The organism is Lichenibacterium ramalinae (assembly GCF_004137085.1).
Lineage (GTDB): Bacteria > Pseudomonadota > Alphaproteobacteria > Rhizobiales > Beijerinckiaceae > Lichenihabitans > Lichenihabitans ramalinae.
On sequence record NZ_QYBC01000005.1, the window covers coordinates 71,255 to 84,167 of the forward strand.

The following is a 12,913-nucleotide window of genomic DNA, read 5'->3' on the forward strand; positions in this document are numbered from 1 at the left end:
GAGGCAGGCTTGCGCCGTTTCGTCGCATCGACGACGGTGCGCATCGTCACACGAGGGAGCCATGAACGAACAGCTGTCGAAGCGAACGGCCGAGGCCGACAAGCGGGTCGGCGCCTGCGTGCGGGCCGCGCGCGTGAAGGCGGGGTTGAGCCAGTCCAAGCTCGCCGGCGAACTCGGCATCACGTTCCAGCAGCTGCAGAAATACGAGAAGGGCAAGAACCGCATCGCCGTGAGCACCCTGCTGCTCATCGCCGACGCCCTCAGCCTGCCGGTGCAAAGCTTCTTCACCTCCGTCGAGCGGCAGGCCGCCGACGCCAGCGACTGGCCGGACCTCCTCAGCAAGGACAACATCCGCCTCATCCGCGCCTTCTCCAACATCGGCGATGCGGAAGTGCGGCGGCGCATCATGGGCCTCATCCTGGCGGTGACGGACGAGACGGAGGACGTCGGCTTCCTCGCCGAGCCCGGCACCCTCGCGCAAGACAGCCACGCGCTCTGACCGGGAAGGCTGTCGCGGCCGACGGTTTCACCGCGGCTCGACATCGAGGGCGGCCCGACCCGGCCGCGACGCAGCGACCGGGCGCGACGAAATGCTGCGCGACTCATCATACTTAAAGGACAGGGCTGTGCCGGCGCGCTATCTGCAAGCCCATGCGCAGCCATGCTGTCCGTCGATCGCCTTCCCTCAGCCCGCCCGGCACCGTCCCGCCCGCCCGTTCAAGGGGGCGGCCATGACCATCGTGGGCGTCTATATCGGGGCTTTCCTGGCGAGCCTGGTGGTCGTCGGCGTGTTGGGCTGGCTGCTGCTCTGGCCTTCGCAGCGCTGACGCGGCGCCGTTGTGGCGGGGCGCCGGCCAAGCTAAAGGTCGCGCATGGCCAAGGACACGAGCGGCGGTCGCGCCGGCAAGATGCCTGACGACCCTCCGCTGGCCGGCCGACGTTCGCAGCGCCTTCGCCTGCGGGCCGCCTGGATGTACCACGTCGAGGAAATGACCCAGGGCGCCATCGCCGAGGCGCTGGGGGTGGGCCGTGTCACGGTGGTGCGGCTGCTGTCCGACGCCCAGGCGCTGCACGAGGTGCGGATCTCGCTCAGCCGGGACATCGCCGACCTCACCCGCATCGAGCGCGCCCTGGAGCGGCGCTTCGGCCTCGGCGAGGCCGTGGTGGCGCCGCTGTCCTCGCCCACCGCCGACCCCACCCTGCCGATCGGGGCCGCCACGGGCCGGATGCTGTCCGACCTGCTGAGGCCCGGCATGAGGATCGGCGTCGGCTGGGGCAAGACGCTGGTGGCGGCCCTCAACGCCATCGACGAGCGCCCGCTGCCGGGCCTCGCCGTGGTCTCCATGCTGGGCGGCATCGCCAAGGTGCTGCAGTACAACCCGGCCGATTTCGCCTGGCAGCTGTCGCGGCTGCTGCAGGCGGACTGCTTCCTGATCCCGGCGCCGGCCGTGGTCGACAGTCCCGAAACCAAGCGGGCCCTCATCGAACGCTGCGGGCTCGGCGAGATCTTCGAGCTCGGCCGCGCCCTGGATGCCGTGGTGATGAGCGTCGGCGGCATGGGCCCCGACAACACGTCCTACCGGTTCGGCTATTTTTCCGAGGCCGACCGACGCTCGCTGCTGGCGGCGGGCGCGGTGGGCGACCTGCTCTACCAGTTCTTCGACATCGACGGCGCCGTGCTCGACCACCCCGTCAACGCGCGCGTGATGGCGATCCCCAGCGACAGCATCCTGGCGGCGCCGGTGCGGGTGCTCACCTCGGGCGGGCCCGGCAAGGTCGACGCCATGCTGGGGGCGATCCGCCTCGCCCGGCCCACGATCCTCGTCACCGACGAGGTGACGGCCGCGGGGCTGCTGGCGGCGGCCGGCGACCCGCTGGCGGCGGAGCCCGCCTGAGCCCGTGGACGGCTGCCGTCGTGGTCGACGGCGTCGGCGGGGTGTCCGGTGTCGTCGGCGGGCGGTGGCGCGCGAGTTCGGCACCGACCCCGAGCCGCCGCCTCAGCCGCGGTCCTGCCGGGGGGCGGGCGGCCCGGCCGCGGCGTCGAGCCGTCGCGCCAGCCGGGTGAGCCGGGCCAGCACCATGCCGAGGAAGATCAGCACCAGCCCGCCGACCAGGCAGGTGATCTCGACGCCGAACTGCGCGTCGGTCGGGGCGTGGCGCGTGGTGAGCAGGCCGAAGGCCACGATCATCACGCCGCAGAGCGCGGCCAGGATCGCCATGGCGTCGCCCGTCACGCGGCGGCGGGCGCGGCGGCGAGGCCCAGCGCCACCTCGCGCGATCGGTTCAGCCGCGTCATGACCTCGGCGAGGTCGGGCCGGCGGGCGAGGTTGCCGGCGTAGAGCATCGCGGCGGCGGCGACGAGGCGGCCGTCGCGCCGCAGCAGGGCGTCGGCGAATTCCATCATGCGCAGGTTCGGCCAGGCGATGGGCCGGATGGCGCGCACCCGTTCGGCGATCTCCGCCTCCGCGAGTTCCGGATGGGCCTCGGCCAGCAGCATGGCCATGGCGGCGGTGGAGCGCGAGATGCCCATGTGGCAATGGACCAGGAGGTGCCCGTCCGCCCCGCCGGCGAAGCTGTCCCGGCCCCAGGCCAGGATGGCGGCGACATCGTCCCGCTCCGGCAGCACCACGCCCGGGCCGGGCTCGATCTCGTCGTGGAAGCGCATCACGAGGCGCCGCGGGTCGCCGTAGCGGGCGAAGGCCGGGTGGTCGTCCCGCGCCGGGTCGAGGATCGACAGGACGTGGGTCACGCCCCGGTCCGCGTGCGATTCGAGTTCGTCGAGGCCGCAGACGGTGAGGAGGGAGAAGGCTTGCGTCATGGGGTCTCGCGCGTCAGGCGCCCTCGCTAGCACGACGGCCGGCGCCGGGCGACGCTTTCCCCTCCGGAATCGATCGTGCCGCTTGCGCAAATCGGCGCGCCGCGCAAAAGTCTCCGCCCTTCACGGCGTCCGCCGAAGGTCTGCACCTCCGGGTCCCGCTGATCGCCTCGGGTCCCGGCCCTTTCCGTCGAGGAGCCGCCCCGCCATGAAAGTCACCCTCGAACGCGCGGCCCTCCTCAAGGCGCTCGGGCATGTCCAGCGCGTCGTCGAGCGCCGCACCACCATCCCCATCCTGTCCAACGTGCTGGTGCGGGCCGCCGCGGGCGCGCTGCGCCTCAAGGCCACGGACCTCGACCTCGAAGTGACCGAGGAACTGCCGGCGGATGTCGGGCAGGAGGGCGCCACGACGCTGCCGGCCCACACGCTGCACGACATCGTGCGCAAGCTGCCCGACGGCTCGCAGGTGACGCTCGACATGTCGGGCGACACGGGCCAGCTCGTGCTGCGCTCGGGCCGCTCGCGCTTCCAGCTCCAGTGCCTGCCGGAAAGCGACTTCCCCGACCTCGCCGCCGGGGAGATGAGCCATCGCTTCTCGCTCCCGGCCGGGCAGCTGAAGCACCTCATCGACAAGACCTCCTTCGCGATCTCGACCGAGGAGACGCGCTACTACCTCAACGGCGTCTACCTCCACACGATGGAGCACGACGGCGCCACCATGCTGCGCGTGGTCTCCACCGACGGCCACCGCCTCGCCCGGGTCGAGATCCCGGCACCCCAGGGTTCGGCCGGCATCCCGGGCGTGATCGTGCCGCGCAAGGCCGTGGCGGAGATCCAGAAGCTCATCGAGGACCCGGCCAGCGACGTGCTGGTCGAGATGTCGGCCACCAAGATCCGCCTGACGCTGGGCAGCGTCGTCCTCACCACCAAGCTGATCGACGGCACCTTCCCGGATTATGGCCGCGTCATCCCGGCCGGCAACGACAAGATGCTGGTTGTGCCCAAGAGCGCCTTCGCGGCGGCGGTGGACCGCGTGTCCACCATCTCGGCCGAGCGCGGCCGCGCCGTGAAGCTCGCCCTGTCGGACGGCAAGCTGGTGCTCAGCGTCAACAACCCCGATTCGGGCTCCGCCACGGAGGAACTCGACGTCGAATACGATTCGAGCCCCCTCGATATCGGCTTCAATGCCCGCTACCTGCTCGACATCACGGCCCAGCTCGACAGCGACACGGCCTTCCTCAAGCTCGCCGACCCCGGCTCGCCCACCCTGGTCCAGGACCGGGAAGGCGCTCCTGCCCTCTACGTGCTGATGCCCATGCGGGTCTGACGCAGCGCGACCGGTCTGCCACCCCTGGGTGCATAACGCGTGGCAGCGCCGTCGCTTTCTTAACGCCGTTCTGGCATGCTGTTCCATCGTCGCCGCGCGCCTCGCGGCGTCACGGATCTGCTCGGCCTCGCGCCGCCCCTCGTGGACTTCGGATGATCGCAATCGAGTCGATCGGTGCTCCGGCCTTCCTGGTCGACGTGAGCGGGAATGGCTTCGTCTGCAGTGCCGTCAACGGCCTGCTGACGGAAGCGCTCGGCCTCGCCCCCGCCGACCTCGTCGGGGCCTCTCCGGCTGCCCTGGTGCCGGCCTCGCTGCTGCCGGCGGCCGATGCCGCCGCGATGCTCGACCAGTACAGGCTCTGCGCGGCGGAGCGCCGCTCCGTCGAGTTCGAGATCCACCACGGGGCACCCGCCGGCGGCCGCTGGTGGCAGATCACGGTGTCGCCGGTGTTCGACGGCGAGGAAGGGGCGGTCGTGGCGCTCATCGGCATCGCCGTGGACGTCACCGCCCGCAAGGCCGACGAGGCACAGGGCCGGGAGGTCGACGCCCGCATCGCCCTCGCCATGGACCTGCTCGAAGGGGGCTTCTGGCACTACGACGTGGCACGGCGGCGGTTCCGCACCTCGCCGCAGCTCGGCCGCCTCGTGACCGGCGTCGAGACGGGGCCGCTCGACGGCAAGGCCTATGCCGCCCGCGTGCTGGAGGAGGACCAGGCCAAGCTCGACATCGGTCCTCTCGTGCGCGGCGAAGCCGACACCCTGTCGGCGGAATACCGCATCAGGACGGCGGTGGGGGACCTGCGCTGGGTGTCGTGCAAGCGGCGCCTGACCCGCGACGACTGGGGGCGGCCCGAGAACGTCATCGGCGTCGTGGTCGACATCACGGAGCAGAAGCGCCGCGAAGAGGCGCTGGCGGCGGAGGCCGCCACCGACAGCCTCACCGGCCTGCTCAACCGGCGCGGCTTCGAGGCGCTGGGGCAGCACCTGTGCGCCGATGCGCGCGCGCGGGGCCTCGGCTTCGGCCTGGTGCTGATGGACCTCGACCGCTTCAAGCCCGTCAACGACACCCACGGCCACCCGATGGGCGACGCCGTGCTGTGCGAGGTGGCGGCCCGGCTGCGGCGCCACACCCGGCCCGGCGACGCCGCCGCGCGGCTGGGCGGCGACGAATTCGCCATCTTGGTGACGGAGGCCACCGAGGATGTCCTGGCGGGCCTGTCGCGGCGCCTGGTCCAGGCCATGGCCCGGCCGATCGTCACGGCGGCGGGCGGGATCGAGATCGGCGCCAGCGTCGGCGCGGCGCTGTGGTGGGATGGGGACCGTGACCTCGCGGCCCTCACGGCCCGCGCCGACGACCTGCTCTTCGCCGTGAAGCGCGCCGGCCGCGGCGCCTGGCAGGTGGCGGGCCTGCCGGCCTGAGGGTCCTCGCGCCCCGGGGCGCGGGGCGCCGGCGCGGCAGGGTGGGGGCTGTCGCCGGGGGTCAGGCCGTCGGCACGAAGCGCAGGGCGGCCGCGAAGGTCGCGTCGGCGTCGAGCGCCGTCGTGTCGAGCGGGTGCGCGTCGGGCGCGGCGCGCAGCGGCGCCACGGCACGGTTGCTGTCGCGCTCGTCGCGGATCCGGATGTCCTCCAGGATGGCGGCATAATCGGCGGGCTCGCCGCGGCCCACCAGCTCCAGCGCCCGGCGCTGCGCCCGGGTCTGCGGGCTGGCGGTGACGAAGATCTTCACGTCGGCCTCGGGACAGATGACGGTGCCGATGTCCCGCCCGTCGAGCACGGCGCCTTCCGGCCGGAGCGCGAAGCCGCGCTGAGCCTTGGCGAGCGTGGTGCGCACCGCCGGGATGGCGGCCACGACGGAGGCGGCCTCGCCCATGGCGCGACCGCGCAGCCGCGCCTCGTCGAAATCCGTGAGGGCGAGGCCCCGGGCGGCCGCCACCGCGGCCTCGACGTGGTCGAGCCGCTCGCCGGTGTCGAGCAGGGCACGGGCGGTGGCGCGGTACAGCAGCCCCGTGTCGAGGTGGGGCAGCCCGAAATGCGCCGCCAGCTTCTTCGCCAGCGTGCCTTTGCCGGAGGCGGCGGGGCCGTCGATGGCGATGATCACGCGCGGTGCTCCGCCGGGCGGGCGCGGCCGGGGCGGTGGTGATCGGCGCCCGGGTGGCGCGGCGGCATGGGCAAGACGGGGCTCCGGGCCGGGTGGTCGGGACGGCGCGCTCGTACCATGCTCCGCCGGGGCTGTCATTATGCCGGCACCGGCCCGGCACTTTCCGATTGACGCCGCGGCCCCCCGCACCTTAACCCCTTGCCTCCGTATCGATGACGTAGGGCAGCGGCGCCGCGCGCGCGGTGCCGTGAGGGAAGACTGTGGCAAAACCGGAACTTGGCGCGAAACACCAGTGCCAGAACTGCGCGACGAAATTCTTCGACCTCAACCGCGACCCGATCCTGTGCCCCAAATGCGGCGCAGTCTTCGTGCCGCTGCCGGTCGCCCGCACGCCGACCCGCGCCTCTGCGGCGGTGGTGCGCGACGAGGGTGAGGTCGAGCCCGAGGCGACGGGCGTCGAGATCGTGTCGCTCGACGAGGCGGAGGCGGGCGAGAAGCCCGAGCCCGCGGCGGACGACGACGTGGACGTCGAGATCGAGGACACGCCGGCCGACGACAACACGTTCCTCGAAGAGGAGGAGGAGGGCGACGACGACGTCGCCGACCTCATCGACGGCGACATCGAGGACGACGAGGAAGCCTGACCCCGCGCCGGTCCGGAATCGCCTCGGGCCCTCGGCGGAATTCGGCGCCGCCCGAGATTTTCGGGCTTGTGCGGCGCAGAATGCGACGATATAGAACCGACCTCGCCGCCGCTCACCGAGCGGCGCCAGATCAAGCAGCCGAGCTTCGGCGATCTTGCAAGATCAGGACGGTACCGCCCCAATCGGTATCTTGCGTCGTCAAGTGGGGCCATAGCTCAGTTGGGAGAGCGCTTCAATGGCATTGAAGAGGTCGTCGGTTCGATTCCGTCTGGCTCCACCACGACACTGACCACCACGGCCTGCGGGCCCGTCGAGGCCGGTGAGAACAGAAGACCGGGTCGCCTATTCGGCCCGGGAAGGGAACGACGTCGCCGCGCCCAAGCGGATGACGATGAAGGTGCGGGGCCATAGCTCAGTTGGGAGAGCGCTTCAATGGCATTGAAGAGGTCGTCGGTTCGATTCCGTCTGGCTCCACCACATCGCTCCTTCCCCTGACCGTAACGGCCGCGCCAGCGGCGATGCCACGACCTCGCTGCAGATCGACCAACCCGCGGTGGCCGGCTTGCGGTTCGGTCCCGTTTCAACGACAGCCTAGCAGGCCCTGGACGGCCATGACGGGCGACAGCACCGAGATCCAGGGCGAGCGTCCGTTCTCCTTCACTGGGTCTCCGCCGCGGTCGTCGTCATGCGGCGGCTCGCTGCGAGGGCCTCGGTCTGGACGGCCACCACCTCCAAAACGTCGTCGGAAAGAAGTCGGGCCGCCGAAATCAGCCGGTCGACGAGCTTGGAGCGCGCCGACGTCTCCGCAGGCTCGCCGAAGCCCAGCAGGTCGTCCGGCCTGGTCTGGAGCGCTTCGGCGATGCGCACCAGCGTGACGAGGTTCGGCTCTCGAAGGCCGGTGACGTAGTGACCGAAACGACGCTCGCTGAGCCCGGCACGTCGAGCCGCCTCGGCGTGGGCGATGCCGAGTTCGGCGGCTCTCTCCCTGAGTCGGTTGGCGAAGACCATCATCGGAACAGACTGTTCCGAGACACCCCTGTACTCCAGGAACGTTATGTGCTTGTCTTCGCGTACGGAACGTACCTGCGAGCGGGAACATGGGGGCTCTGTCGTATGCGGTCGGCCGGGCCGGCGATCTGTTGATCGGGGCTTGGATGCTCTGGTTCGGCATCGGCCTTGCGGCGGGCGGGCTCGTCCTGTTCCATGACGAATGGCGGCTTCACCGAACGAGACCAAGGTCGGGTGAGGTGCGGGCCTATGCCGACGGTCTCGTCGCGCGACACGGCCACGAGGCCTTCCGCATCAACGGCGACGCGATGGCGGCCGCTCGGCATGCCGGGACGGTGGACCGGTACAGGTTCCTGATAGCCGTGTCGGAGACGCTCGTGGCTCGGAAGCGAGCCGAGGCCCGCTCGACCTGTGCCTCGGCCGTGGACCGATGAGGGTTCCAGACCACCCGATCGGTTCCACCTGTGTGTCGAGCCGGGTACCGCACATCCTGCCGGATCGGCGGCGCTGATGGCGTCAACGCTCGTTCCCACGCTTGTGGGGGCCGGCGTGTGCGGCACGGCGAGGCGGCCGACCGATCGTGCCGCCCTCCCGGGTCCCTCGCCGGGCCGCATGCCAAGCGGCGGCCCGGCCGCTGGCGTCCCGGGATGGTCCGCCTTCGGGAGGTCCGGCCCGGAGACCGCCCCCCCTCGTCTCCATCACCCCACGTCGGTCACGTCGGCGCTCGGCCGGTCCTCGCCCTTGGTGAGCTCCTCGTGCCACTCGCCCTTGCCGTCCTGGTAGGAGATGACCTCGCTGTCGCCGGGCGTCGCCTGTTCGGCCGCCGCGGCTTCTGCCGCCTGGTGGGCCGCGGCCTTGCTCCGGAAGGTTTCCGAGTAGGCGCCGTCCAGCCGGTAGGCCCAGCCGCCGTCGTGCTCCACGACCTCGTAGTGGATGTCGCTCATCAGCCGTTTTCCTTGTCCTGCACTTCGGCTGGGAAACTAGCCGGCCCGCGCGATGTTCCGGCGGCCCCACCGTTGCCGCGGTTGGGCGTTAACGATCGCGGCCGCTCCCATCGAGACAGGGCTCCGGCCCGCCGGACGCCCCATGTTCCGCTTCTTCGAATCGTTTCTGTCGCCGACCGGCGCGCCGCAGGCCGTCGCGGCGCGGCCCGTGCAGCCGCCCGAGGGGCTGCTGCCGTTCTACTGGCACTTCATCTCCCAGGCGAAGCCGCTCTTCGCCGCCCTGTTCGTGGCGGGCTTCGGCGTGTCGATCCTCGACGCCTCCGTGCCGTGGTTCATCGGCCGGCTGGTGCGCGCCATCACGTCGACGCCGCGGGACCTGTTCTTCGCCGAGAACCACCTGCTGCTCGTCGCCATGGTGGCGGTGGTGCTGCTCGTGCGCCCGGCCGCCATCGCGTCGCAGAACATGATCTCCCACGTCGCCATCATGGCCAACGTCACCAACATGATCCGGTGGCAGAGCCACCGCCACGTGGTGCGGCAGAGCTGGCCCTTCTTCCAGAACGACTTCGCCGGCCGCATCGCGTCGCGCGTCATGGACACGGGGCCGGCCGTCCGTCAGAGCGCCATCGCGTCCGTCACGGCCATCTGGGGCATCGTGGTCTACGGCGTGACGGCGCTGACGGTGCTGGGCCGCGTCGACGCCGTGTTGATGATCCCCATCCTGGCCTGGTTCTGCTCCTATGCGGTGCTGCTCCGCTTCATCGTGCCCCGCCTGCGCGACCGCTCGAAGCGCACGTCGGAGATGAAGTCGCTGGTCGTGGGCCGCGTCGTCGACGGCTACACCAACATCCTGACCGTGAAGCTCTTCGCCCGCCTCGCCCACGAGGACCGGCACGTGCGCGACGTCTTCGACCAGCACACGCGGGCCTACCGCAGCCAGATGCGCCTCATGGCGACGCTGTTCATGTCGCTCCAGGCCATGAACGCCCTGATGCTGGTCGGCGAGACGACGCTGGCCGTGATGGCCTGGCAGAGCGGCCGGGTGGACGTCGGCACCGTCGCCATGGCGATCCCGCTGACCTGGCAGATCGCTTCGGCGGCCGGCTGGGTCGCCGTGCAGGTCACCGACATCTTCGAGAACCTCGGCACCATCCAGGAGGGCATGATGACGATCGCGCGGCCCATCGCCCTGACCGACCGCGAGGATGCGGCTGAACTCGCCGTCGGCCGCGGCGAGATCCGCTTCGACGCCATCCGCTTCGGCTACGGGCGCGAGGCCGGGCTGATCGAGGGCCTGTCGCTGCACATCCGCGCCGGCGAGAAGGTCGGCCTCGTGGGCCGCTCCGGCGCCGGCAAGACCACGCTGGTCAACCTGCTGCTGCGCTTCCACGAGCTCGAGGGCGGGCGCATCCTCGTCGACGGGCAGGACATCGCCGGGGTGACGCAGGAAAGCCTGCGCGGGGCCGTCTCGGTGGTGACGCAGGACACGTCGCTGCTCCACCGCTCGATCCGCGACAACATCGCCTTCGGCCGGCCCGAAGCCTCCGAGGCCGAGATCGTGGCGGCGGCGGAGCGCGCCCATGCCCACGACTTCGTGCTCGGCCTGCAGGACTGGCAGGGCCGGCGCGGCTACGACGCCCAGGTGGGCGAGCGCGGCGTGAAGCTGTCGGGCGGCCAGCGCCAGCGCATCGCCATCGCCCGCGTCATCCTGAAGGACGCACCGATCCTGGTGCTCGACGAGGCGACCAGCGCGCTCGACAGCGAGGTCGAGGCCGCCATCCAGGAGAGCCTCACGGCGCTGATGGCCCACAAGACCGTGATCGCCATCGCGCACCGGCTGTCCACCATCGCCCGCATGGACCGGCTGATCGTGATGGACCGCGGCCGCGTCGTCGAGACCGGGACGCACGGCGAGCTGCTGGCCCGCGGCGGCCTCTACGCGGACCTGTGGCACCGGCAGTCGGGCGGCTTCATCGACGAGGCGGCCTGATGCGCGCCGCCTCCCACAAGCCCCCCAAAAGGCTGTAGGCTGGCGGCTACCCGTCACCGGAGGCGCCGCCATGGCCGATCTGCCCGACTACACCCCGCCCGACGTCTGGACCTGGAAACAGGGCCACGGCGGCCGCTTCGCCAACATCAACCGCCCCGTCGCGGGGCCGACGCATGAGAAGGAACTCCCGGTCGGGCGCCACCCGCTGCAGCTTTATTCGCTGGCGACGCCCAACGGCGTGAAGGTGACGGTGATGCTGGAAGAGTTGCTGGCGCTCGGTCACGCCGGCGCCGAATACGACGCCTGGCTGATCAAGATCGGCGACGGCGACCAGTTCGGCAGCGGCTTCGTCGGCGTGAACCCCAATTCCAAGATCCCGGCGCTGCTCGACCGCAGCGGGCCGAAGCCGGTGCGGGTGTTCGAATCCGGCGCCATCCTGGTCCATCTCGCCGAGAAGTTCGGCGCCTTCCTGCCGACCGAGCCGGCGGCCCGGGCCGAATGCCTGTCGTGGCTCTTCTGGCAGATGGGCAGCGCCCCCTATCTCGGCGGCGGCTTCGGCCATTTCTACGCCTATGCGCCGGTCAAGATCGAATATGCCATCGACCGTTTCGCCATGGAGGCCAAGCGCCAGCTCGACGTGCTCGACCGGCGGCTCGCCGAAAGCGAGTACCTCGGCGGCCCCGACTACACGATCGCCGACATGGCGGTCTGGCCCTGGTACGGCCAGCTCCAGCAGGGGCTCATCTACGAGGCGGCGACGTTCCTGGCGGTCGACGACTACAAGAACCTGAAGCGTTGGACCGACGCCATCGCGGCGCGCCCGGCCGTGGGGCGCGGCCGCATGGTCAACCGCATGACCGGCGACCCCGCGAGCCAGCTGCGCGAGCGCCACGACGCGGCGGACTTCGACACGAAGACCCAGGACAAGATCGGCGACGCGCCCTCGGCGTGAGACCGGCCCGGCCCGAGCGGCCGGGACCGGCGCGGGATTGCTGCGGGCGAGCGGCGGAAGGCGAGGCGGCCATCGCCGGCCGTCGCCGCTCCGTCGACAGGCCCGTCACGCGATCGGGACAGTTCCGCCCGATCGCCGTCCGTGCCTCAGCGCGAGGCCTGGTACAGCTTCTTCGAGATGTCGAACATCTCCTCGGGGGCGTAGTCGGTGCCGAAGGCCGAGGCCATGCCGGTCAGTTCGTGGATCTTGCCGCCCTCCGGCATGCCCTCGACCACCACGAGTTCGCCGGCCGGGTCGCCCGGCAGCGCCTGCTCGCCGTTGCCCCAGATGCCCGCCATCTCCTTGTAGTCGGAAGGGCTCCAGGTGTAGAGCCGGCGGTGCGAGCCTTCGTCCAGGTACTTCTGGCATTCCGGGATCTTGGACAGGTCGATGTTGGGCGTCGGCAGCATCTTCTCGACCTCGACGCCGGTGATCTTCTTGAGCGCCAGCGCATAGGCGTGGGCGTGCACCGAGCCGCGGACGAGCAGGTAGCCGCAGACTTCGCGCCCGGTCGCCTCCTTCATGGTCTCGTAGACGCGCAGCTTGTGCAGGCGGGCGCCGCATTCGAGGTGGAAGTTGTGCAGCAGGTCGAACACGACGTTGCCTGTCGTGGTGACGAAATCCATATTCCAGGACGCGCCGTTGCTGTTCATCGGCATGGCGCCGCCGAGGTTCGACAAGAACGACCCGGCGAGGCGGGTGTCCTGCATGTCGGCGAAGGGCGCACCCGACAGGTCGGCGCCGCCCTTTTCGTTGGCGGGCTTGTCCGGCCCGTTGGCCAGCATGACGATGCCGTTGGACACCAGCTCGACGTGGCCGAGTTCCTCGGCCGTGATGCTGGCGACGAGGTTGTAGAACGGCTTCAGCTTGGACTTGCTGCGGAAGTTGAAGCTCTGGAACATGTAGTTGTTGAGGGTGGACATTTCACCGTATTTGCCGCCCAGCAGTTCCTGCAGGGCAGCGGCGGCGTTGGGATCGGCCTTCTTGGGGGCGGGCAGTTCGGCCTGAAGCTTGTCGACGCGCATGAACATGGGGATGTCTCCGTTGCGTCACGCCAACGGGGGCCGCGGGAGATGGGTCCCGCGGCATCCTGGCCG

General features: G+C 70.8%; 15 protein-coding genes and 2 tRNA genes. 11 read left to right on the plus strand and 6 right to left on the minus strand.

From position 1 onward, the window contains the following. Window positions 1-61: 61 nt before the first annotated feature. From D3272_RS07165 to D3272_RS07175, 3 genes are all read left to right on the plus strand, one after another. On the plus strand, window positions 62-499 hold the full coding sequence (locus D3272_RS07165) for a helix-turn-helix domain-containing protein (protein WP_129218480.1): 438 nt from the start codon (window positions 62-64) through the stop codon (window positions 497-499). 127 nt (window positions 500-626) lie between these two features. Further along, the gene (locus tag D3272_RS07170) at window positions 627-827 is read left to right on the plus strand and encodes a hypothetical protein (protein ID WP_129218481.1); all 201 of its coding nucleotides are present in this window, start codon (window positions 627-629) and stop codon (window positions 825-827) included. Window positions 828-872: 45 nt separating this feature from the next. After that, entirely contained in the window at window positions 873-1,895 is a 1,023-nt protein-coding gene (locus D3272_RS07175) for a sugar-binding transcriptional regulator (protein WP_129218482.1), read from the plus strand. A gap of 102 nt (window positions 1,896-1,997) precedes the next feature. On the opposite strand, the gene D3272_RS07180 is transcribed toward D3272_RS07175, so the two are convergent. Together D3272_RS07180 and D3272_RS07185 are read right to left on the minus strand one after the other, a co-directional pair. Continuing rightward, window positions 1,998-2,219, minus strand: coding sequence for a hypothetical protein (locus D3272_RS07180; protein WP_129218483.1), 222 nt, complete (start codon window positions 2,217-2,219; stop codon window positions 1,998-2,000). Between the two features lie 11 nt (window positions 2,220-2,230). Then, the gene (locus tag D3272_RS07185) at window positions 2,231-2,818 is read right to left on the minus strand and encodes a tyrosine phosphatase family protein (protein WP_129218484.1); all 588 of its coding nucleotides are present in this window, start codon (window positions 2,816-2,818) and stop codon (window positions 2,231-2,233) included. 205 nt (window positions 2,819-3,023) lie between these two features. Here D3272_RS07185 and dnaN point away from each other — a divergent pair, with 205 nt between their 5' ends. Next, window positions 3,024-4,142, plus strand: a complete 1,119-nt coding sequence (gene dnaN, locus D3272_RS07190; RefSeq protein ID WP_129218485.1) for a DNA polymerase III subunit beta — start codon at window positions 3,024-3,026, stop codon at window positions 4,140-4,142. A gap of 152 nt (window positions 4,143-4,294) precedes the next feature. Beyond that, entirely contained in the window at window positions 4,295-5,560 is a 1,266-nt protein-coding gene (locus D3272_RS07195; RefSeq protein ID WP_129218486.1) for a GGDEF domain-containing protein, read from the plus strand. Between the two features lie 61 nt (window positions 5,561-5,621). Here the strand turns inward: D3272_RS07195 and cmk are convergent, their stop codons facing one another. Beyond that, window positions 5,622-6,239 carry a (d)CMP kinase gene (gene cmk / locus D3272_RS07200; RefSeq protein ID WP_165361263.1) on the minus strand — a complete coding sequence of 206 codons (618 nt, stop codon included), beginning with the start codon at window positions 6,237-6,239 and terminating at the stop codon, window positions 5,622-5,624. Between the two features lie 260 nt (window positions 6,240-6,499). On the opposite strand from cmk, the gene D3272_RS07205 reads away from it, so the two are divergent. The 3 genes from D3272_RS07205 to D3272_RS07215 all read left to right on the plus strand — a co-directional run bounded on the left by D3272_RS07205 (window position 6,500) and on the right by D3272_RS07215 (window position 7,360). Continuing rightward, entirely contained in the window at window positions 6,500-6,883 is a 384-nt protein-coding gene (locus D3272_RS07205; RefSeq protein ID WP_129218488.1) for a TIGR02300 family protein, read from the plus strand. A 204-nt stretch (window positions 6,884-7,087) separates the two neighbouring features. Next, a tRNA-Ala gene (locus tag D3272_RS07210) sits at window positions 7,088-7,163 on the plus strand. A gap of 121 nt (window positions 7,164-7,284) precedes the next feature. Further along, window positions 7,285-7,360: transfer RNA gene (locus tag D3272_RS07215), tRNA-Ala, on the plus strand. A 180-nt stretch (window positions 7,361-7,540) separates the two neighbouring features. On the opposite strand, the gene D3272_RS07220 is transcribed toward D3272_RS07215, so the two are convergent. Then, window positions 7,541-7,894 (minus strand): helix-turn-helix domain-containing protein, encoded by a 354-nt coding sequence (locus D3272_RS07220; RefSeq protein ID WP_129218489.1) that lies wholly within the window; start codon window positions 7,892-7,894, stop codon window positions 7,541-7,543. 86 nt (window positions 7,895-7,980) lie between these two features. Here D3272_RS07220 and D3272_RS07225 point away from each other — a divergent pair, with 86 nt between their 5' ends. Beyond that, window positions 7,981-8,325 carry a hypothetical protein gene (locus D3272_RS07225; RefSeq protein WP_129218490.1) on the plus strand — a complete coding sequence of 115 codons (345 nt, stop codon included), beginning with the start codon at window positions 7,981-7,983 and terminating at the stop codon, window positions 8,323-8,325. A gap of 264 nt (window positions 8,326-8,589) precedes the next feature. Here D3272_RS07225 and D3272_RS07230 read toward each other — a convergent pair whose 3' ends face one another. Continuing rightward, window positions 8,590-8,835 carry a DUF2188 domain-containing protein gene (locus D3272_RS07230; RefSeq protein ID WP_129218491.1) on the minus strand — a complete coding sequence of 82 codons (246 nt, stop codon included), beginning with the start codon at window positions 8,833-8,835 and terminating at the stop codon, window positions 8,590-8,592. 142 nt (window positions 8,836-8,977) lie between these two features. Between D3272_RS07230 and D3272_RS07235 the strand changes: the two genes are divergently transcribed. Together D3272_RS07235 and yghU are read left to right on the plus strand one after the other, a co-directional pair. Beyond that, window positions 8,978-10,825, plus strand: a complete 1,848-nt coding sequence (locus D3272_RS07235; RefSeq protein ID WP_129218492.1) for an ABC transporter ATP-binding protein — start codon at window positions 8,978-8,980, stop codon at window positions 10,823-10,825. Between the two features lie 70 nt (window positions 10,826-10,895). Further along, on the plus strand, window positions 10,896-11,777 hold the full coding sequence (yghU, locus tag D3272_RS07240; RefSeq protein ID WP_129218493.1) for a glutathione-dependent disulfide-bond oxidoreductase: 882 nt from the start codon (window positions 10,896-10,898) through the stop codon (window positions 11,775-11,777). Between the two features lie 146 nt (window positions 11,778-11,923). Here yghU and D3272_RS07245 read toward each other — a convergent pair whose 3' ends face one another. Next, window positions 11,924-12,847 carry a manganese catalase family protein gene (locus tag D3272_RS07245; protein WP_129218494.1) on the minus strand — a complete coding sequence of 308 codons (924 nt, stop codon included), beginning with the start codon at window positions 12,845-12,847 and terminating at the stop codon, window positions 11,924-11,926. Window positions 12,848-12,913: the final 66 nt, after the last annotated feature.